Below are 22111 nucleotides of genomic sequence, written 5' to 3' on the forward strand. Positions count from 1 at the left end.
AACCTGTACAATGGCACAGGATAGTTGCCTATACAGGTTAAACGAGAAAAATCATTTTACAAACAAATAATAGGGCTAAGTGGGCTGGATAGAACCAGTAAAAGAAATATTTACCCATTTTCACCTTGATTTTACTTGTTGGAAAATAAAGAGCCAGAAGAATACCGATTATGGAATAGACTTCAATAAAGACAGGATGAAAGTAAATATACACCAATACTGCAATTAAACCCAACAGAGCACTTACTATTTTCTTATTTCTTGTTAGATAAAAGATAGCAGGAAGAGCAATTCCAAATAATCCATAATCCACATCAATGAAGTACGGAATCGCTACAATCGTAAAAATCCAGTAATATTCTTTTTTTGCCAACTTATCTATTAAGAATAAAGCTATGACAAGGGTAAATAATGTATTAAATCGAAATGTGTCAAAAGCCAATGTATAAGGAACTTGAGATACAATAGCAAACAACCATAAACGCCACATATATTTTGGATAATTAGATGTATGGATATATCCTTGTGCAATTTGATACGCAAATATTGGAAATGCTAATCTACCAATGATTCTCAACACTTCTACACCAGGATAAAAAATAAAACCTACGTGGTCAATAATCATAAATAAAATCGCTAATATCTTAATGATTTCATTGTGTTTCGTTTTACTATCAGATAACCGATAATTTTTAAGGTCAAACTTTTTAACCATTCCTTTTTCTCCCCCTTTCTTTTTAAATATTGTTCCTTTTAAAACAAGATAGAAAGTAAACCCACAAAATAGTGAGTCTACTTCCTAATAAAGAATGCTTCATATTTTGGAAGACTTTCTATCTTTTTAACTTGCTCTTCATTTATCCATTTATGTTTTTTCAGATGTTTAAGAGAAGTATAGTCTTGTTCTAAAAGTAAAAGGTTTTTCGTGTTATCGACTATCTTTTTGGAAGGAAGAGTCTTAGTAAAAGTCCTTATATCCTCCCCTGCCACCAGTGTATAGAGGTTGAAAACACGACCAAATTCAGATACAAAGTAAAGAAATTCAAGTTTTCGTGTCATGAACTCACTTTGTTCATAGTTAATAGATACTTCATCCATATCGTCTTGAACCAATATCCACTCTTGATTGTCCTGAATTAAAATGTTTTTTAGATGTTCAAAGTCAATTTGCAATGTATCTATTAAAATGAATGAGTGTGCAGAAAAAGTGGCTGAATTGATGTCTTCGTTTTTATCAATTCGATACCCTTTCCACTTTTCCACCATTGAAGAGTGTTCATCATACGAACCAAACCAGATAATTTTCTTTCCGCTTTGTAAAAAAGAGCCTACAATCTGCTTTAACAACTCGCTTTTTCCTGCACCAGACTTACCTATTAGTGCAATATGACTCATAGAGAAATCTTCATTTTCAAATACAGAAACCGTCAATTTATCCAACTTATTCATTCCCTTCTTTTTTTTCTGGAAGAATAGGTGTAAAATCATCGCCTAATTCCTTTAACGTGCTTGTGTTTTCTTCAAATCCTTGTTTATTGTCTTCATTAACTCCTTGTTGCGTATGGTTTTTATCTTCAGAAGCATTTTCCTCTTTCAATAGATTTTCATCTTCAAAAAAGTCCATATCATCTGTCATTCTCTCATAACGAATAGAGTTAAGAATGTCTATTTCAATTGGTTCAATATTCGTTTTTCCTATATTCCAAGTGTTTAAATCCAGATATAGTGTAAATGGTAACTCTTGATTGGTTTCAGGATTTGTATAAGTCAATTGAATGACTGCACTCCACGATTTCACCATTTGTTTTTCATTGATTTTGATAGAAATTTCAGAGTCCGTTACTTTAGAATGAGATAAAACGCCTTCTACACTATCTTGAATCGTCTTTATATCTCCTTTGAATTTCTGTTCTACATCTTGGTCAGACAAATGTTCTTTTAGTAAGCGATTGGTAATCCGTTCATTCGTAAGAAGAATAGATTCATAAGGGAAACCATTGTTTAATTGACTGGTTACTTCTTTTAATGCGGTTTCTACCTTTTCATTTTCCCCTTTTATGACAAGCGTTTTAACGCCTTTTTCATTTCCACCAATATCACGATAAACTTTCATATTAGAGTTAGTATCTTTCACAAATTGATAGACACTTTCCTTTAAATAAGACAAATCCTGTTTTTCTTCCTTACCAAAAGGCGTATCATAAAAATCAACATAACGATGATACATAGGACTTTTTGCAATCAATCCATCCCCTGTATATTGCTGAACTCCGCTAAAGTCTTCCCCTTGACTGGTCAAGCTGTATTCAACGGTCTCTCCTTGTTCTGTTTTCTTTTCTTTTAATACCAGAACTGAACCATCTAATTTAGCCAAAGAATCTTCCTTGCTTATTGATTCATTCTTTTCATCAAATGAAAGCGAGATAGACAGCTTTCTTTCATAGTTGGTTAATTCCGTATTTTTTTCTAATACATAAGACGTAAAGGATGGTACTTTGTATTGATACCCCATATAGTAAGCACCACCTAATGTACCTCCTGCGATAACGGTTGTGACTAACAAACCTTTTATCCACTTCTTCATGTCAACCCTCCTATTTATATGTAGATAGACAAAAATGGAAGATTACTCTTCCATTTTAATAGTCATCTTCTTCATCAAACCATTGGCTCTTGTTTGATTTTTTTGATTTGTTCTTTTTTCTTTCAAATCTATCTTCTAACTGTTTATCTTTATCACGTTTAAATGACTCTCTACGTAAACGGTGAGTATTTTTTTCTCTTTCTTTTGCCTCGGATTCTGTTTCTACTACTTCTGTTTCTAATTCTTCTTCATAGAACAAGATGAACAACTCCTTTTATATTTTCTATAGTCATTATATATTAAATCATTGCCTATTGTCAATAAGCGTAGTATAATGACTATAATCTTATTCGGTTTAATAAGAGTCTATAACCGTTGGAAAAGGAGTTTTGTTTAAATATGTGGGAAAGGATATTCCTCAAAAAAGTCATAGAAAAAAGCTATGGAAAACTTACACGTTTTGGGATGACCATGTATGAATGTGTAGGAAAAATAGCAACCAATCACCTTAAAAAAATTCATCAATTAAACCAACTAAAATCAGAATTAACCCAACAACAACAACAAATCACTCAACTAACAGAACTATTATCTGTAGTTGAACATGATACGGTTAAATCTTCTCTCGTTACCCTTCAAGAAATATTGAATAGACAAGAGCAGTCATTAAAACTATTTGAGGAAATCAACCATACAGAGGAACAAAATTCATCAGATATATGGAAAACCCTACATGGCGAAAAAGTTTTGCTACATGAAAGTATTCGTCTATTAGGGAAAATCCTTCAAAAGAAAGAGCATGAATCCCTATTTGAATATGAAACAAAAATAAATGAGCTATCCCATAACATAGCAACAATGATTAATAAAAAAGAAAGAGAAGCGGAGATTCAATAGTTGGATTCTCAACTGTATATAATACAATATCTTTTTATAAAACAGGAGGTAATCAATTGATTATTACGGTAACAGGTCATAGACCCAACAAATTAGGAAATGCGTATGACGTTCATCACCCTACGAATGTTGCGATTGGCAAGAAAATGAGAGAATTTATTCTAAGTCAAGCTGGATACGACAAAGAAACAAATACCTTTGCTTATGAGGGAGAAATCACACTGATTAGTGGAATGGCATTAGGAATAGATACCATTTGGGCTTTAGTAGCCATTAAACTCAAAAAGGATTTTCCTAATAAGTTCAAATTGGAATGTGCAATTCCTTGTAAGAATCATCCGAGTAGATGGATAAAAGAAAGCCAGGAAATTTACTACAACATTTTGAAACAAGCAGATAAAGTGACGCAAGTATCAAATGAGGAATATAAACCTTGGCTCATGCAAAAACGCAATGAGTATATGGTTGATACTGCAGATATTGTGTTCGCTTGTTGGGATGGAACAAAAGGTGGAACAGGCAATTGCGTAGACTACGCAAAAAAGGTAAAAAAACCAATTTATGTCCTTCACCCTTTTGAACTCACGATTCAAGAATTAAAAACGGCTTAATGAATCGAGAACAATTCCTTTGGGGTTGTTCTTTTTTCGTTACCACTCTTGATTTATGTAAATTATAATTTACAATGTTGTTTATTTGTGATATAATGAACGAAAGAATAAGAGGATATGGCTATCTACATAGATATAAGTCCATTTAGGAGGAGTTTTCATTGTACCTTTTTTTAATTTTTGTTGAGGTCGTTGGAGTTGCTGGATTTTTAACAGGTCTTCTATCTCATTTTATTTCAGGATGGATAGCTGGTTCTACAAATATAGAAATTTATGTACAGATTGGATTATTGGCAGTTTCTTTATTTCTTTACACGCTTCTTCTTGATAAGTTCTTCTTGAAGATATACAAAGATATGAAACTAACTTATAAAAAGTTGTCGTTTAAAGAAAAACTAACCAAACGAGCTATGCTGTTAGGATTAACATCTTTCCACTATTATGCGTTAGCTTGGTTGCAACCAAAAGTAGAAAATTTGCTTCATTATAGTGTCTTAATTGTATTTCTTTCTTTCTTTTTAGGATTTGCAATCAAATCATTATATGATGAAATGCATAAAATTAAATTAACACAAGAAGGCGAAAAAATGATTTATGAAGGATAGTCCATTTCGGGCTATCTTTTTTTATGCAAAACAAAAAGGAACTAAAAAATAGCTCCTTGTTTGTTATTACAGTACATTCATGATGTCTTTTAATTCTGGATACATTTGAGCTTTAGGTACTTCAGAAATCACATGTCCTCTTTGGTCTGTAAATCTTACATTCTCCCCAGCGAATTTAAGATACAGCTTATGGAAGTCTTGATGACGATTTCTGTATTTGCCTTTTACGATAATCGTATCAGGGCTACCATCAACCATTTCGTATTCCCAAAATCTACGACCCAATGTAGATGCAACTGCAAATAAATTTACTTTCTCAACTTTAGCCTTTTTAAATAATCCAAACATAAATAAAATCCTCCCTGTTATATAAATGAATCTTGAATTCACCAATTTAATTTATAGATATTAAATTATATACAACAGAGAGCTTCTTATTCACTATAGTCGTGATTAGTCCGTTAATTCTGGATGATGTTTTTTAAGATAGAGCTTATATAACGTATGGTAAGCATCTTTGATAAAAGATAAATACGCCACATTTTTTATCTGCAAATCATAAAGATTGGTCATATTCTCCTGCCAATGCTTTAAATCAGAAGGTTTATCAGTGTTATTCTCCATACAAGAAGCTAAAAATTGAAGTTTCGTAATAATAATTTCCAACTCCATATTTGCCTGTACATTCTTTCTGTTAAAACCATTTAAAATGCTCATAATACCCTCCTTTTTACATTATAGGCAATAGATAGACCTTTCAACTTTATAGTCTATGTAAGGGCATAGAGGGTTTCCCCTGTATGCCTTATTTATTGTATGTTACCTTCACATTTTCTCCAAATAGTTCTTGGAGTTTAGAGAATGTAACAAAGTTTAAATCAATCGTTTCTTTTGCTTTATAGGCTTTCTCATTGTAGTAAATGAAAACTGGTAAATCACCAGGATTTTCTTTAGCGATTTGCACCACTTCGTCAAATTGGCTTTTTTGAGAAATTTTTACCCAAACTGCTTTTGGTTTTTCGCTTTTTACAAGAGCTTCAATATCAAACATGTTTTGTACCATAACTTGTACGCCAAAATCATCTTGTTTGACTTTCCCTTGTACTATCACGACTTTCCCCTCTACCAATTTGTCTTGGTTCAATTCAATTCGGTCAGCAAAAATAACTGCCTTCATATCGCCTGTTTTATCTTCTACTTGGAAAACGTATAAAGGCTTTTGGTCTTTCTTTGTATAGAAGATTTTTAGGTCTTTGATAATTCCTGCAATCTTCACTGTTTCTCCATCATAATTGTAAGAAGTAAGTTCTTCACCATCTTCATCAATTAAGTCATCCTCTTTTGGAGTTAGGAATCCAATTTCATAAACGCCTTCACGTTCAAAGTATTCCACATATTCATCCAATGGATGTTCTGTTACATAGAAACCAGCAAATTCTTTCTCTTTTTCTAACTTCCACTTCTTATCAAACTCTTCCATTTCAGGAATAACTACTTTTTTGAAATCAGCAAATTCATCTGACATAGAGAACAAGTCTAATTGACCCATTGCATGATTTTTCTTTTCAATAGAAGCAGAATCTAAGATTTTAGGAAGTACAGATAATTTGGCTTTACGTGTGCCTTCAAATCCATCTACTGCACCAGAATAAACAAGGGCTTCCAACATACGTTTATTAACCTGATAATGAATAGCCATACGTTCTGCAAAGTCTTGGAAATCTTTAAATTCACCTCTTGCATCACGTTCTTTCATTACGTCTTTGGATACTTTACCCATATTTTTAATACCCATAAGTCCAAAACGAATCGCACTTCCGTCTACGGTAAACGCCTCTCTTGATTTGTTTACGTCTGGTGGAAGAACTTCAATGCCTTTCTTTTTACATACAGAAAGGTAAATTTTGATACGGTCTGATTTTGTAATGATAGAGTTCAATGTTGCAGTCATATACTCTGTTGGATAGTAATAAGACAACCAAGCAGTACGTACCGCAATTTCAGCATATCCTCCTGCGTGGGATTTGTTAAACGCATAGAGACCAAACTTTTTCATTTTTTCCCAAAGCGTTTTCGCTACTTCTTCTGAAATATTGTTCGCAATACAACCTTTGATAGTATGTTCTTTACTACCATAAACAAAGTATTGTTCATATTCATCCAGAATTTCTGTCTTTTTCTTACCCATTGCCTTACGAATCGTATCCGCTTGTCCTTTAGAGAACCCTGCTAACTCACGAACAATGAACATTACCTGTTCTTGATATACAATGATTCCATACGTATTTTCTAAGATTGGTTTTAGTTCAGGTGTATCGTATTTGATATAATCATGGTTTAGCATGTTATTCACGTAGTTAGGGATTTCATCGATAGGACCTGGTCGGTATAAAGAAATACCAGCAATTGTACGTTCAAATAACTGTCTACCAATTTTCTTTAATTGACTTTGGTCTTTTAAAGAAAGGTAGCTGTGAGCATCTTGGAAAAGTTCTTTCATAAAGGAAGTCATACCGCCTGATTCAAGCTGGAATACCCCTTCTGTGTTTCCTTTAGAAATGAAATCATAAACTTTTACATCATCTGTTGGAATACTTAGGAAATCTATTTCCTCTTTTCCTTCCGCTTTACGTCTTGGGTTAATATCTTGCAACGCTCTTCCTACTACACCCATTGTACGTAGTCCAAGGAAGTCCATTTTAAGAAGTCCCATTTCTTCACATTCAGCCATTGTTACTTGTGTAGTTGCCTCTTTTAATCCTGTTTTTTCGTTTTCTACAATGATTTGTGGAATGTAATCTGTAACTGCTGAAGGGGCAATAATGACTCCACAAGCATGTTGAGAAATGTTACGTGGCAAACCTTCTAATTTCATTGCCTTATCAACGATGTCTCTTACATCTGATTCTTCATCGTACATTTTCTTAAATTCAACACTTTCCACCATAGCCTTTTTAAGTGTCATTTTAGGCACTGCTGGAATGGATTTAGCGATTCTATCACCTAAAGAGTAAGGACTTCCTGTTACCCTTGTAACGTCACGTACAACCGCACGAGCGGCCAGTGTTCCGAATGTGATAATACGAGAAACCGCATTTTCCCCATATTTTTCTTTTACATAATCAATAACTTCTTCACGTCTTAAATCATCGAAATCCAAGTCAATATCAGGCATGGAGATACGGTCAGGATTTAAGAAACGCTCAAATAGTAGTCCGTATTCAATTGGGTCAACTTCTGTAATATTTAGAGCGTAAGCAACTAAAGAACCACAAGCAGAACCACGACCAGGACCTACCAGAATATCATTTTCTTTTGCAAATCGAACAAAATCCCATACGATTAAGAAATAACCAGGGAATCCCATTTTGTTAATGGTGTCGATTTCAAATTGAAGACGTTCTTTATATTCCTTATCTGTTAATTTGTAACTTCCAGTATAACGCTCCTCAAAACCTTTCCAACACAAATGTTCAAAGTAAGCAGATTCACTTTTAAAAAGAACAGGAACATCAAAGTGTGGCAAATATACTTTACCAAGTTCTATTTCAAGATTACACTTTTCCGCAATTTCAAGCGTAACATCTAATACTTCTGGAATATCTGCAAATAATTCTTCCACTTCGTCTGCAGTATGAAGATGGAAACCTTCTCCCTCCATCATGAAGCGGTTTTGGTCATCCATAGTTGTTCCTTCACTTAGACAAAGAAGAATGTCTTGTTCTTCTGAATCTTCTACATTGGTATAGTGGCTGTTTACTGCACCAGCTACTTTTAAATCCAGTTCTTTTCCTAACTTCAATAGTTGTTTATTAATTTGGTCTTCGTGCTGAATTCCATGACGTTGAATTTCAAGGTAGAAATTTTCTTTTCCAAAGATAGACGCTAATGTTGTAGCGACCTTTTTTGCTCCTTCATAATCATTTCTTTTAAGAAGTTTTGGAATTTCCCCATTTAAATCACCAGATAGAGCTAAAACACCCTCTGAATGACTTTTCAACATATCATAAGAGACTTGTGGGGATTCAAAATGATGTTCATAACTGACAGAAGTTAATTTTACAAGATTTTTAAATCCTGCTTCACTCATGGCTAACAGAACAAGAGGGTAGTTATACTTTTCGCCATCGATAGATTCCGTATAGGCTTCATATCCAATAATCGGCTTTTTCCCTGCTTTTTTCATTTGCTTGAAGTAATCAACTGCTCCAAACATTGCTCCGTTATCTGTCAAAGCTCCAACATATTCTGTTCTTTCCACAATATCTTTAATTTTACTGGAACTCTTTAATAGACTGTATCCGCTGTGGCGGTGCAAGTCAGCCCAACGAACAACTTGAACCGTAACCTGAGAGTTATACACTTCATGTACGACTGCTTTTAGCTGTTTTCTTCGTTTAAAAGCTGTTTTCGCTTCACCAGCTTCTATTTTACTTAACACAACTCCGTTAGAAGAAAAGGTAAGGATATTTTGGTCTAATGAGACATCAAGAAATTGACCTTCCTCAACCTCAACAACACTATTATTTTTAAATTCTACTTTAATCATGTTTTCTTTCCTCCTCTTGTGCATATAGACATTATACAAAAAATATTGACTAAAGTCTATAAGACTCCTTTAAATAAAATTTTATTCCATGTAAACTGTCCAACCTATTTAAAACTGATTGATTGAATCACCTTTGTAGTTTTGTACATAACATTATAGATTTTACTACTTAGGACTATCAGCGTTTATCTAATCTATCCTTTCAAATAACTCTTTTAAATGGAATAGACTGGATATATATTCTCTATAGTAAGGTAAACAAATAAGAGGAAAAGGGGTAGAAAATTGAAGTCTGAATTACTGCACGTCTTAACCAATATGTCTAATCCAGATACTATGAAAACATTTGTATTGAATATGAATTTTGAAACAAGAGAACAATTCTTTTCATTGTTATCCTTCGTAGATGAAACCACTCAAGAAAAGTGGATTGATATGTTTTCCACACTATAGCCAATAAAAAAGAGGACTAATTAATAGTCCTCTCTTTTTTTATCGTGAAATGATTTTCTTTAACATTTTCACAAGGTTGCTGGTAATTTGTTCTGGCTTACAAGAAATGATGTTTTTATCATACATATACTTGTAATTCTCAATGTTGAAGTCTCTAAAGTCTTCTGTACCAAAGATTAACGATACAACGTGAATACCTTTCTTACGAGCTTCTTTAACAGCTTGTTTCACGTCAACCATTCCTTCTCTTTGTCCCCCATTGTAATCAGAAGGTAGTCCGTCAGAGAGGATAATAAGGATTCTGTCTTTCTCTGGTCGTTTCATTAGTTCAGCAGTTGCTACACGAATGGAATATCCATCTTTATTACCGCCCCCTGCTCTACGACTTCTATGGAAGTTGTAAGAGTAGTTTTGCGTAGATTGATTATCATTCCAATCTTTTGCTGTATAGTGAATCACTGCTCTTGAATAATACTCAACAGAGAATGTAGACATTTTGAAAGGTACAATTCCTTTCAAGCCTTCTTCCATAACTGCCATTGCTTTTGCAGATTGGAATTCCTTACCGTCTTCCATCATTGAACCTGAACCATCTTGAAGAATAAAAGCTACATAATCTGTCGTAACAGGTGTTCCTTTTTTCATGAACATATTGTAGTCTTTTGTTGCAAACTTATAAAGATTAGCAGTATCTAAAACACCTTTCTTTTGTGCTCTTAGATTATAAGACTCTTTGTTTCGGAAGATTTTTTCTACTTCTTTACGGAATTTCGTTCCCTCACGCTTGATTTCAACAGGCAATGTATAGTGATTCTTGAATCCTTTCATCTCCTTGAACTTCTTAACAGATTGATTTTTGTATTGATTCTCAACCTCTTGAAGTTCCTCTTGAGTAATTTCTTCAATATCTTTTTTAGAAGATTTGCTTTGTTTCTTTGGCTTATCTTCTTGGAGTTTAGCTTTTGCCTCTTCCATTACATCGTCTGTAATTTCTTTCATGCGTTCACGAATCGCTTCTTCGTCAATCTCCATGTCGTCATCTTCGTCATCTTGATTTACACCAGAAGGGTATTCGTTTGTAGAATCAGGAATTTCATCCGTTTCAGATTCTTCTTCACTTGGGTCTTGTGGTTCGTCAGAGTTTGAGTCGCTATCAGAATCACTGTCTGAATCATTATCAGAATTGCTATCGGAATCACTGTCAGAGCCTTCATCAGATTCGTCTTCTGAATCATCGTCAGAGTTTTCATTTCCTTCTCCATCCGATTTTTCGTCAGATTCGTCTTCTGAATCTTCTCCTTCACCAGAATCTCCGTCAGCATTTTCGTCTTCAGAATCTTCGTCAGAGTCTTCGTCAGAATCACCTTTAGAATTGCCTTCCGCTTCTTCGTCAGATTCGTCATCTTCGGATTTATCAGATTTGCCTTTTCCTTCTTGGTCTTCTGAATCTTCGTCTCCTTTGCTGTCCTCTGAATCTTCTCCTTCTCCTTGACCTTCTGCATCTTCATCGTCTTGTTCTTCTTCTTTTTTCTTACCTTTTCCTTTGCCTTTACCTTTTTCTTCTTTTTTATCTTCTTCTTTTTCTTCTCCTGAATCAGAGCCAGAACCTTCACCATTTTGGTCTTCGTTTTGCTCTTCTTCTTTTTTCTCTTCTTCATCCTTCTTTTTCTTTTTCGGAACAAAGTGAGTGGATACTGAATCAGAAGTATTTTTCTCTTTTTCTTCACTTGTTGTAAATTCGCTTTGGTCTGGAATGTTTCTCATGAACTCTTCGTCTTCTTGACTACGGTCTTGAAGAAGCTCTACAAGGTAATCTTCTACCTTTTCGATAATTTCATGACAAACCAATACACATTGCTTACAAGTTACTGCATCAATTCCATTGTGAATATCGCCTTCAATTTTCTTCATATTCTTATGCAATTCTGAACCTTTGTAAATCTTCTTAAATCCTTTTGGAAAAAGACCAGTAACAGAATAGCTTGTAATCGTATAAAGAAAATCTTCTAATTCAGAATTACCCTTGATTTCTTGGTGTTCCCAAAACGAACCGTTTAAGAACTGAATATGTTTCTTATATCCTGGTAGCTTATTACAAAGAATTTTTTCAATTCGACCATCTTCAACAGAGTTGAAAAGGTGTTTCGCTACCTTTTGACCATAGAAATGAGGAATCTTGTATTTTTTATAGAAGTAGTCACCAATATCCTTTTGGAATTGAACAAAAGCCTCAAAATCAGAAGAATTGATATGTTGGCTTTCATGTCCAAGAAGAGCACGTAACGCACTAAACATTTCTTCGTAGCTTCTTTCGATAAACAATTCAGGAAGTCCAACAGTGATAGATTTACCATCTGTATAAGAACCGCCACCAATGTTTAAAGTTAATTTCACGTTTTTCTTATGTGGAATTAAGAAGCTCACCATTGTTTTTAATTGTTTATATACGTTTTCACGATTCAAAAACTTTTGTACTCTTTCAATTGCCTTTTTTGAATAATTTCTTGATAAATTTGCCATAAGTAAATTCTCTCCCTTTATATATAAAAATCTTAACCTGTTTAAAAGTAAATAATAATAGGAAGGTAGGAGTAAAAACATTCACCCCTACCCTTCTAAAAAGAATCAGCCTTTAATATCTTCAATCATCAATTTAATAATGTTACGTTCGTCTCTATCAGTTGCACGATTCGCAATATTGTCAATCAATGCATCCTTTAGTGGAATATCTTGCTCTGTTACTAAACAAGCATCAATGAATCCACGAATAGAGATAGTTCGTTCTGAAATCTCTCCATCTTCTACACATTTCTTGATACCAGCAAATAACATTTGGCAATCTTTTACGATGTCATAAGAGATACCAGGAATTTTTGCCATTAAAATATCTTCAATGCTTTCTAATGGAGGGAAAATAACTGGAACAAAACGGTCAACCGTTGCTTCGTTGTTCTCAAATGTACCTTGATAATCTCGGTTTTGAGTAGCGATAACAGTTGTGTTAGGGTCAAGCTCAATTGTTTTGTATCCTGGAACGGTAATACGTTTTCTATCGTCAAGATAAGAGTTTAGCAAACTCATAACGTGTCCAAAAGAAGTATTGAACTCGTCAATGTTTAAAATGCCCCCAACTTCTCCTGCCTGAACGATAACATCAGGGTCAAAGCTAATTGTTGTCTTTTCCTTTCCGTCTTCAGTTGTTTCAGACGTAATCGTTTTACCACCTAACATGCTATTGTTATCATGTTGAGAGTTCATTGGGAACTCAAACAGTGGTCGATTATACACCCAAGCTAAAGTTTCAATCAGTACGTTCTTACCAACCCCTCTATCTCCTTCAAAAAGAAGATTTCGTTGAACATTCATGTAACCAATAGATTTTTTCACTAAGCCAGTGGAATCTTGGTACAATGTTTTAGGTTGAGGAATCTTTGTTGCAACGTCATCTTCGTATTTTTTATAAGAGTTAAACAGAGACATCATTTGCTTTTCTGTTACACCATTTTTCTTCAAATACGTCATACGTTCGTCAAGTTGTCCTTGTGTTAAGATATCTTCTGAAATGATACGTTCCATAGCTTCTTTCAAAGATTTATCCGTTTTAGCTTTGGTTACTTCATTTTCACCAATGGTAAATACTGCAATATAGTTTTGACGTGCTTGTGAAACAACTTTTGCGATTTTTTCTCCGTCAATCAAGTCTTTGACTTCATCATAAGTACAAATACCTTCTTGCTTACGAACGTCAATGTAACCGCAAAGACCGCCTTCAAAGTACGCTACAATCTTATCGCCTGTATTTTCCAACTTAACTGTAGGAAAAATTCCTTTTTTCAGTGCTTCTGCAACTTTAAATTTGTTAGGATATAAAGATACTGAACCTGTTAATTTTACTCTGTATTCTTGTACGTTTGCCATTTTAATTTCCCCTTTTTTATCCGCTTTTTTAGTTTCCATGATTAGTTCTGCAATATAACCGTTTGAAATTTTTCCGTTCCGAAACTGTATTTGTGTTGTGTCTACTATTTTAGCCTCAATTTCATTGTCGAACAAACTATGAATTTGAGTAGCAGATTTACAATCAATTTGTACAGTAGTCGGTTTATTGGCGACATATCCAACAGATTCACCAATACGAGTTAAAACATGAACCGCATCCGAATCATATGGATTAGAAGGTTCTTTTTGTAAACGAACCGTATCTCCAATCGAAATTTTGTACTTACCAGAATCTTTTGCACCAATTCCAGTAATGGTCACTAACACCTTTTTTGCCATAAATAAAGTCTCTCCTTTTTAAACTAAAAATCTACCTAAAAATGTTTTAAAAATAAAAACCTTTTTTCTATATAACTCTTTTATTTTAGATAAAAGGCTCACAAAAAATAACGAAGGAAAGAAACTCTCCCTCGTTATCGTTAAAAACTATGCTTGTTGCACTTTTTTCTTATGTTTATCTGAAAAGTCACCTTTTCCAAGTGGAGCAAATTGAGAGAAATGTTCGTGATAATATCTTTGAACAATTTCTACTGGAACATTCTTGATTTCAAGGTACTCTTCTTTGTCCAGAATATCTTGAATCATATTTTCATATTGTTTGTCCCATTTTTGCTTATCATAACGCTTAATCGCTTGTTTGTTTCCGCTAATTAAAACGTCATCCATTCCTTTTCCAAGATTTTCATCCCAATTCAGATAATACACAGGATATTTGTAATCTTCGACTTTTTCTAATGCGTCTGTCATTTTCTTCGCTTGTTCAAACACTTGAACTTTGTAGTTCATGTCTGCATCAAACGCCACCAATACAGTGTTGATAACAAACTCTCTATCAGGAAGTAAATTTTTCAAAACTGATGATTCAGGAATTGAATCTAATTCCTTTACAATCCCTCTCCAGCTTCCTACACCCTGAACAGATATAGCAATTGACCCCACTTCTTTTGCAATCTGTTGAGATTTGAAACGACCCTCTGTAATAATGATATTTCGATTCTTTAATACAGTTGGGTACACAACGTCAATAGGTGAACCAGAAGACGTTCCAAATTCAAACTTGTCGTCATAACTTGCGAAAGAGGAAGAGAACCAAACATATCGGCTTTTTTCTTCATTCTTTTTGTCATGTCGGATTTGAATACCAATTACTTGACCTTTGGAATTTTTAATTCCAATGCCAATGCCACTGTGTTTAGCAAAAGTGAATCCTTTTTCCCTTTGAGTTTTAGGATTTATCGTTTTGTCATAATAGAAACCAGGAATTTTTTCTAAAATAAACTCCCCATCTTTAAAACGGTCTCTTAATTGTTCAGAAAAATCTTTTAACACCCATCTGGTAGGAAATGTGAAGTACATTCCATCTTTGATTTCATCTTCTGTTAAATTACGTTCGTTCTTTAAGTGCTCCATGTGTTCAGGAGACAAAATAGAACCATGTTTAGAACGACTCAATGCACGAGATTCTTGAATAAACAAACGGAATACTTTGTCTAATACATAATCTTCGGCAATTTCATTTTCCAGACGTTTTTTGTCTATTTCTGTATATCTACGTTCAATGCTGACAATAAAATCTCTTGTATATCTTTTTCTTTCAAAATACTCTTCGTATTGAGCAGAAGAAATGATACCGTACTCTAATCCAAGTTTAAAGGCCGCTTCTAAGTAGTTGATATTATCATGTAGAGCAACGAACTTAACTGTATCGCCACCTACTCCACAAGAGAAGCACTTCCAAATACCTTTAGAATCTGTTCCCACAAAGCTACCTAATTTTCCGTCATTATGGAAAGGACATAATCCTTTAGAGTAACCACCACGAGTTTTTAAATCCATTCGAGTAGACAATACAGAGGTAATAGATAAACTCCGTACACTTGTAATTACCTCGTCTGCAAATTGTCTTTTGTCCATCATGTAAAATCTCTCCCTTTTAAGTAAAAAAACCTTTTCCTATTTAAAGTCTTAACCTTTTGTATATAAAACAATCTCTTGAAACCCTATATAAAAAGAAGAGTAGGAGAGATTCCCCTACCCTTTGTTTTCCTCAATGATAAGGAGTATTAGAATGGAATATCATCAAATTCGTCTTTTTGTTCTACTACTTCCTCAATCCCTGATGGAATTTCAATTACACCTGTTGACGGTTCTTCATGAACAGGCTTATGTTCTTCTGTAGAAGGTGTTTCATTAGAATCTCCTTCATTAGAATTTACTTCTGTTGAGTTAGATTCTGAAACTTGTCCTTGATTTTTACGGTCTAAGCAAGTAAAACGCTCAACAGTTAGGGTAAGAAGTTCTTTCTCTACACCATCTTTGTTTTTATACGTAGAACTTGTTACACGACCACAAATTTCAATCAATTGACCTTCAAAGCCCAATTTAGACATATGTTCAGCATTATTACCCCATAGTTCTAAAGCATAATACGTTGGTTTCTTATCTTTTCCATTACTAAATTTCATAGAAAAACCAAACGCTCTCATTACTTTATAGCCACCTGTAACTTCCTTGATTTCTGGTGGGTTAGCAGTTAAAATACCTGACCCAAATACGAAATCCACAATTTGTTCTTCACCTTTAATTTTACGTACTACCTTTTCACGCTGATGCATCTTACATCCTCCTAAATAAATATTTTTTTTAAGAAAAAACCTTTTTTATAAACCTTATAGTATTATAGATATCGGGTTTTTCTTTTATTCGATAATGATTAATTTGCACACTATAGTCAATATACTACCATCTATCGCCTATAAAATCAATGATATTTAAAATGGATTTTTATTCCTATCCATATTTATACATAAAAAAGAGGGGATTTCTCCCCTCTTTTATTCAAGACCAAATTTAAACACATAGTTTGCTGTTAAGACTTATTCCTTGTGTTAAAGCTGTACCAGCCTTCAAAGTAGGTTTTAATTCAACAGAAGAAATTGGTATGTAAATAAAAAAGAGGGGTGTTAAACACCTCTCTATTTATGAGAAATAAGTTTTTCGGTTTTTTCAGCTTCTTTTACTTTATGCGGTGGAACATAACAGTTTCGACAACGTGGTTCATAGCTTTCTGTATCCCCAATTAGTACAATTGTTCCTAATTTAGCTGGTTTCCCATTCGTTAATCTTTGACTGTGTGTACCCATTGGACTTCCGCAACAAGAACAGTAAGAAGTTAATTTCACCACTTCAACTGCCATCGCCATTAGTCCACCGATATAACCAAATTCTTTTCCTCTATAGTCCATGTTTAATCCTGCTACTATTACATATTTTTTTCGTGATGCTAATTCATCCACTAATTTCATGATATTTTTACTGAAGAACTGTGCTTCATCAAAAGCCACTACGTCAACATATTTTGTTTCCTCCAATATTTGTTCCATGACTTGTTCTGTAATGTCTGTTGGAATATTGGTTGCTGGAAGACGATAACCCATACGACTTACAATTTCATCTTCTGAAAAACGATTGTCATTGTTTGGTTTGTAGGCTTTCACGATTTTCCTTCCATATTTCTGCATTTTCTCACATCTTCTAATCAGTTCACCTGACTTTTCAGAAAACATGGGACCTGAAATGACTGTAATATACCCTAATTCTCCATCGAAATATTGCATTGTGTATTCCTCCTGTTAGTAAGTTTCTTCCTTCATTATAAGTACAGATTTCTTTTTCAAATAGGCTTTTTTGGTTCTACCTACGATTACCTATTTTATTCAAAATTTACCCATTTCCATTGTCTATTGTGTTTGAAAACAAACTCCTTTTTTATAAAAACTAATCTATTATATACAGGTATGTAAAAGAAAAACAAAAGAGCAGGGAGGGAATTCCTCTCTACTCTTACATCACTACATATTTGTTATCTGTTTTTATGACAAGACTCATATCCATTAACGCTTGAAGGGATTTATTGATTTTTTCACGTTCAAACGCAAAACAATCTTCAATCGTTAATTCAGAGATTTCTTTACCTTCTTTATCTAATAGATAAATAAACGTATAGATTAATTTATCCTCTAAAGAAAGCTCCTTTTTAGCATCTATGGATTTAAGTCTTTTCTTTTCAGATATGTCTCCTCTTTTATTGGAAGATTCATTTGACTTTTTACTCCATTGTCTTTTACTGAACTCTGCTAAATCTCCACGATGAATGTTCTTTGCAAAGTGCTCAATGGCTGGAATGTCCTTTTCATTCCAATATCGTGTTTTTTGTTTACCGATTTTAATAGGTTCTGGAATTAAGCGTTTATCGCCTCTTTCAGCTAATTCATTACTCCACGTATCCCATAAATGAACGGTTAAGTGAGTTCTTTCAACCAACATTCCAACTTCTTTTGCTGTAAAATGTTTTTGTCCATCTATAATTTTCACCTTTTATTCCCTCCTTCTTTTTTTCATTTAATATTTTTATTATTATATGAGGTATGAAACGAAAAATAAGAAAAAGGGCGTTTAGTGAAGTTCAATAAAAAAAACCCTGTGAAAACAGGGTTTCGTAGCTTATGTCAATGGAATATCTTTTAGATAGAGAGGTCTTACTAACTCTGTTAATTGATTATTGAGGGCATCCATTTTAGCATTGTTTTTTAAGGAAGCAATCAAGAACACTAAATTCACTTCTTTCAATACTTGTTCTCTGTATTCCAATGTTTTTTGAGGGTGTTGAGAAACCATATCATACATAGAAATAGAGAAGCCAGTATAGATTTCAAAATAAGTGTTCCAAAAATCCGTAAATTGCTCATTGATTTCTTTTTTATTAACCGTTAGTTGATTAATATACATTTTTTCAATGTCTTTTTCCTTCATGTGTTTTTGGAATACGTTTAAAAATGCTTCTTTTTTATCCAAAAAATATGCCAATACAAAATCATTTTGATAAGCGTCTGAATGAACTTTCTGGACTTCCAGTGGTCGAATAGATAACACATCAGGCATTTCATCGTAGAAAGCGTTATTAATAGAATTGCAATAATCTTCTAATTCACTATCCGTTAGAGTATGAATACGGTTTAAAATGAATTGAATCGTTTCAGTAGGATAAGCATACTTTTCTGCCTCTGCTAAATCCTTTAAAGCCAACAATACTAACGCCCACCACTCTTGACCAAGTGTTAAAGGTTGTTCTTGTCGTGCCTTTAATTCATCTAATAGATTTTTAAAATGTACTGGAATCGAATCTTTATAAATATCATAGGCAGGAGCAGTCCAGATAAATTCAAATGTATAAAGGAAATAATCTAAAACTTTTTCTTGCTCAATATGAGTAGGTGTTTCACCTAAGAATCGAATTTTTTTACTTTCATAAGTAGACAATGTAATTCCTCCTTTTCGTTCCCCTAAAAGGGAACAGGGGAGAGTTCTCCCCTGCTATTTTTATTTTAAAGGCATAATCTTTGTGGCGTTGTCCACATCAATTTCTTTTGATACTTGACCGTTTTGAGCAGAATAAACCGTTGTTGTTCCATCTTTTACTTCATAGATAAAGCCATCTACTTCTAAAGCATTTTTATCAAATGGAACTTTTTTCACGAACAAGTCTTTTTGAAGATTGCTCAATTTAATTGGCAACACAACTGGTTCTTTCTTAACCTTTTTATCAAGGTCAGTCGTTTTACTGATTTGTCCAACTAATACGGTTTCTGTATCCACTTCTTCAGAAAGAATCGCATTTTCATTAGATTTCAATTCTACAAGGTCATCAACCTTCAAATCAGTAGGATTGATTTTCATAAGAACAGAGTTATCCATTTTTGAACCGAAGTCATTCAGGATAACCAGCTTGTCTTTTGTGAATACAAAGTCGGTGCTCTTATCACCTAACAGGACAGATTGTTCCTCTCCGTTTTTAAGGTCAATTTTTCCTAACTTATCTGCAAATGTGTAGAATAGGAATCCATCACGTACTGCAAATAAATCAGAAGTACCTTGTAATTTGTATTCTTTTGTTTGTTTGTTAGTAGATAGGTCAAATTCTCTTACCTTTGTTCCGTCTTCAAACACAACATATAACTTGTTATCGCTTGTTACCTTAAAGTCTTTCACACCTTTTAGGTCAGTAGCAGTAAATAGAACTTTCGCTTCAATTTTCTTATCCTTTTCAGTTACGCTATAGAAGGTTTGTTCAATATCGCTATACGCATAAAGTGTTTTAAAGTCTTCTGATTTAGAGTAGAGATATACTGAATTTTCATCTACTTTCTTCACCACTTTTTCAACCTTTTGCTCTGCAATAGCTTCACCAGTCTGCACTTCTTTTACTGCTTCCTCTGGAGAAGAACCATCCTTCTCTTTTAAGTAGTAAAGCGTTTGACCAGGAAAGATTGGGTGAAGTTTTGTTTTTCCGTTTGCTTGTGCCACTAATTTCAGCATATTAGCAGTATCCCTCTTTGGAGTTAATGATTCTTGAATTTTCCAAGAGTTTTCTCCTGCTATAACTTTATGAGGAACACGTAAAAAGTCTCCAAATTCTTCGGTTACGACTTTAGCTGGTTCTTTGGAAGGAGTAGGTGTAACTGGTTTTGTTTCAACAACCACTTCCTTACCAGTTGCCAAAGTTTTTAAATCAAAAGAATCTAATTCACTACTGTTTTTAGAATCATAGAGTTTTACTACTCCATTATCTGTAAAAGCAAATAACTGATTTGCCATTGTTTCTTTTAATTGGTCTTCTAATGTAGGCTCTTTATCCTTATCAGGAGATTGTGAAATATAATATGTTCCCACACCTACAGTTAATGCCAAGGCAACTCCAACACCAATCATGGTGTTTCGTTTTTTGTTCTTGTTATTGCTCACGTTTCTATCTCTCCTTTCTTTGTCCTTTTTATTTGTTCAAGAGGTTTGTTGACTACTATTTCCATTTCAAACTTAGTTGGTTCTGGTTCTTCTAATTCAACAAAGATTGGTTCAGGCACTTCTTTCAATGCTTTTTTCGATTTCTTTTTCTTTGGCTTCACTTCTCGTTCCAAACCTTTTTCCATTAACTCTTTTTTAAATCTTACTGCAGTAATGGCTATCGCAATCGCATCTGCTTCGTGCTCTGTTTCCAGTTCCTTATTCAATCCTTTAACCAGTAGTTTTACCGCTTCTGCAACCTCTTCTTTGGTCGCCTTTCCATGTCCAGCTACGTATTTCTTTACTGTCCCTGGAACAAATTCTTTCAAATGCAAATTGTTTTGTCCTGCAATCAGATATAAAACACCTGTTGCCATATTGGTATAAACAATCGAAGCGGATTTATTTCTACCCTTTTTATTAGAATCAGACTTTTGTTTTGGGCTGAAAAATAGTTTCTCACAACCTAATATACTTACATTATATTCTTTCGATAAATGATTAATCGTATTGTAAATGAGTGATATTCGTTCAGAAAGTTCGTGCTTAGAAGAAGTGATAATTGTACCTGATGTATGGATTAAAATGTCATCTGTCGCTGTTAGTTCAACCACAGAATAGCCACAATTGGCTATCCCTTGGTCAATTCCGATTCCAAATATGGAATCACTCACATTTGTCACAACCGTTACACATAATGACTTTAATTCTCTTTCCTGTTTCCTTCTTTAAAGAAGTAATGTTATAGGTGAGAATTTCCTTCGCTTTTTCTGTTACACTTTTATGCACTACGACTTTTTTCACATCAAATATATTAATCAGAACAGAGGAAATCATCATCCCTTCAAATAATTCAGGATTGTCTACCTCGTCAATAATTTCAAATTCTAATGCACTCCCCAAATACTCCAACAAGAAATCATTATCCATTGCAATGCCATCTTTATTTTTAAAATGAAGGAAGTTTCCTTGCTGAAAAATATGAAGCTCTTGATAATCTGCTAATTTCAATCCATTTTCAACACCACGTTCACGTAGAATCGAGAACAAATCTTTTATTCCTTGCCCCTTTACATTCCCTGTTTCTGTTTCAAGGTCAAGATTTTTATTTGCTTGTTGGTTTTGGTGTTCATTTTGAAATTGAATTGTACTTTCTGCAAACAACTTCACTTCATCTTTGAACCCTTTCATGTTAAATAAAGAGAAACTATCTACATTAAAAGTTTGCATTTTTTTGAAGTATTCTTTCACAAGCACTCTTGTAAAAGTATAGAAATAATGAGAATTTGTTAAATCAAACAGAGATTCATCTACCATTTTTTCTGCTTCTTTTTTCGATACACCCTTTTTGATAAAGTTTGCAATTAATTGTTCTTGGAAATTAATGTACGACACATAGAAAGATAAGATGTTGCTGAATACATCAAAGTCTTTTTCTGTTTCTGAATGAACATCGATTAAATGATTGTCTTTATAAGATAAAGAAATCCCTTCTTCTTCTAAAATCTCAATCAATTCTTCTAAATCTTTTTTTGATTTTACTGTATAAATCACAAGATTCACTCCTTTATTG

General features: G+C 33.7%; 21 protein-coding genes. 4 read left to right on the forward strand and 17 right to left on the reverse strand.

Annotation, left to right across the window (positions count from 1 at the left end; all coding sequences use genetic code 11):
* Positions 1-37 precede the first annotated feature (37 nt).
* The 4 genes from CVD28_RS04270 to CVD28_RS04285 all read right to left on the reverse strand — a co-directional run bounded on the left by CVD28_RS04270 (position 38) and on the right by CVD28_RS04285 (position 2843).
* Entirely contained in the window at positions 38-715 is a 678-nt protein-coding gene (locus CVD28_RS04270; RefSeq protein ID WP_101591118.1) for a TraX family protein, read from the reverse strand.
* Between the two features lie 77 nt (positions 716-792).
* Positions 793-1440: a helicase HerA domain-containing protein gene (locus tag CVD28_RS04275; protein WP_180953918.1), complete on the reverse strand. Its 648-nt coding sequence runs from the start codon at positions 1438-1440 to the stop codon at positions 793-795.
* Between the two features lies 1 nt (position 1441).
* Complete coding sequence (locus CVD28_RS04280) at positions 1442-2584, reverse strand: hypothetical protein (RefSeq protein ID WP_101591120.1); 1143 nt, start codon at positions 2582-2584, stop codon at positions 1442-1444.
* A 55-nt stretch (positions 2585-2639) separates the two neighbouring features.
* A complete protein-coding gene (locus CVD28_RS04285; RefSeq protein ID WP_101591121.1) occupies positions 2640-2843 on the reverse strand; it encodes a hypothetical protein in 204 nt (67 codons plus the stop codon).
* A 116-nt stretch (positions 2844-2959) separates the two neighbouring features.
* On the opposite strand from CVD28_RS04285, the gene CVD28_RS04290 reads away from it, so the two are divergent.
* From CVD28_RS04290 to CVD28_RS04300, 3 genes are all read left to right on the forward strand, one after another.
* The gene (locus CVD28_RS04290) at positions 2960-3481 is read left to right on the forward strand and encodes a hypothetical protein (RefSeq protein WP_180953920.1); all 522 of its coding nucleotides are present in this window, start codon (positions 2960-2962) and stop codon (positions 3479-3481) included.
* Positions 3482-3537: 56 nt separating this feature from the next.
* A complete protein-coding gene (locus tag CVD28_RS04295) occupies positions 3538-4092 on the forward strand; it encodes an SLOG family protein (RefSeq protein WP_101591123.1) in 555 nt (184 codons plus the stop codon).
* A gap of 161 nt (positions 4093-4253) precedes the next feature.
* Positions 4254-4697: a hypothetical protein gene (locus tag CVD28_RS04300; RefSeq protein WP_101591124.1), complete on the forward strand. Its 444-nt coding sequence runs from the start codon at positions 4254-4256 to the stop codon at positions 4695-4697.
* 66 nt (positions 4698-4763) lie between these two features.
* Here CVD28_RS04300 and CVD28_RS04305 read toward each other — a convergent pair whose 3' ends face one another.
* From CVD28_RS04305 to dnaE, 3 genes are all read right to left on the reverse strand, one after another.
* A complete protein-coding gene (locus CVD28_RS04305) occupies positions 4764-5045 on the reverse strand; it encodes a hypothetical protein (protein ID WP_101591125.1) in 282 nt (93 codons plus the stop codon).
* Positions 5046-5150: 105 nt separating this feature from the next.
* Positions 5151-5414, reverse strand: coding sequence for a hypothetical protein (locus CVD28_RS04310; RefSeq protein ID WP_101591126.1), 264 nt, complete (start codon positions 5412-5414; stop codon positions 5151-5153).
* A gap of 88 nt (positions 5415-5502) precedes the next feature.
* On the reverse strand, positions 5503-9246 hold the full coding sequence (dnaE, locus tag CVD28_RS04315; RefSeq protein ID WP_257985740.1) for a DNA polymerase III subunit alpha: 3744 nt from the start codon (positions 9244-9246) through the stop codon (positions 5503-5505).
* Between the two features lie 285 nt (positions 9247-9531).
* Here dnaE and CVD28_RS27860 point away from each other — a divergent pair, with 285 nt between their 5' ends.
* Positions 9532-9699, forward strand: coding sequence for a hypothetical protein (locus CVD28_RS27860; protein ID WP_180953922.1), 168 nt, complete (start codon positions 9532-9534; stop codon positions 9697-9699).
* Between the two features lie 39 nt (positions 9700-9738).
* Here CVD28_RS27860 and CVD28_RS27865 read toward each other — a convergent pair whose 3' ends face one another.
* The 10 genes from CVD28_RS27865 to CVD28_RS04370 form a co-directional block, all read right to left on the reverse strand.
* Complete coding sequence (locus tag CVD28_RS27865) at positions 9739-12219, reverse strand: hypothetical protein (protein ID WP_180953924.1); 2481 nt, start codon at positions 12217-12219, stop codon at positions 9739-9741.
* A gap of 105 nt (positions 12220-12324) precedes the next feature.
* Complete coding sequence (locus tag CVD28_RS04330) at positions 12325-13977, reverse strand: AAA family ATPase (protein ID WP_101591128.1); 1653 nt, start codon at positions 13975-13977, stop codon at positions 12325-12327.
* 147 nt (positions 13978-14124) lie between these two features.
* Positions 14125-15615, reverse strand: coding sequence for a CHC2 zinc finger domain-containing protein (locus CVD28_RS04335; protein ID WP_257985741.1), 1491 nt, complete (start codon positions 15613-15615; stop codon positions 14125-14127).
* Positions 15616-15761: 146 nt separating this feature from the next.
* Positions 15762-16313 (reverse strand): single-stranded DNA-binding protein, encoded by a 552-nt coding sequence (locus CVD28_RS04340; protein WP_101591129.1) that lies wholly within the window; start codon positions 16311-16313, stop codon positions 15762-15764.
* A 360-nt stretch (positions 16314-16673) separates the two neighbouring features.
* A complete protein-coding gene (locus tag CVD28_RS04345) occupies positions 16674-17315 on the reverse strand; it encodes a thymidine kinase (protein ID WP_101591130.1) in 642 nt (213 codons plus the stop codon).
* A 226-nt stretch (positions 17316-17541) separates the two neighbouring features.
* Positions 17542-18072 (reverse strand): hypothetical protein, encoded by a 531-nt coding sequence (locus CVD28_RS04350; RefSeq protein ID WP_101591131.1) that lies wholly within the window; start codon positions 18070-18072, stop codon positions 17542-17544.
* 129 nt (positions 18073-18201) lie between these two features.
* Positions 18202-19017 carry a hypothetical protein gene (locus CVD28_RS04355; RefSeq protein ID WP_101591132.1) on the reverse strand — a complete coding sequence of 272 codons (816 nt, stop codon included), beginning with the start codon at positions 19015-19017 and terminating at the stop codon, positions 18202-18204.
* Positions 19018-19077: 60 nt separating this feature from the next.
* Positions 19078-20499, reverse strand: coding sequence for a YncE family protein (locus CVD28_RS04360; protein ID WP_101591133.1), 1422 nt, complete (start codon positions 20497-20499; stop codon positions 19078-19080).
* The gene (locus tag CVD28_RS04365) at positions 20496-21212 is read right to left on the reverse strand and encodes a crossover junction endodeoxyribonuclease RuvC (protein WP_257985742.1); all 717 of its coding nucleotides are present in this window, start codon (positions 21210-21212) and stop codon (positions 20496-20498) included. The genes CVD28_RS04360 and CVD28_RS04365 overlap by 4 nt, the downstream gene beginning before the upstream one ends.
* Entirely contained in the window at positions 21205-22092 is an 888-nt protein-coding gene (locus CVD28_RS04370) for a hypothetical protein (protein ID WP_101591135.1), read from the reverse strand. The genes CVD28_RS04365 and CVD28_RS04370 overlap by 8 nt, the downstream gene beginning before the upstream one ends.
* Between the last annotated feature and the right edge of the window lie 19 nt (positions 22093-22111).

The organism is Bacillus sp. M6-12, assembly GCF_002860285.1.
Lineage (GTDB): Bacteria > Bacillota > Bacilli > Bacillales > DSM-1321 > Peribacillus.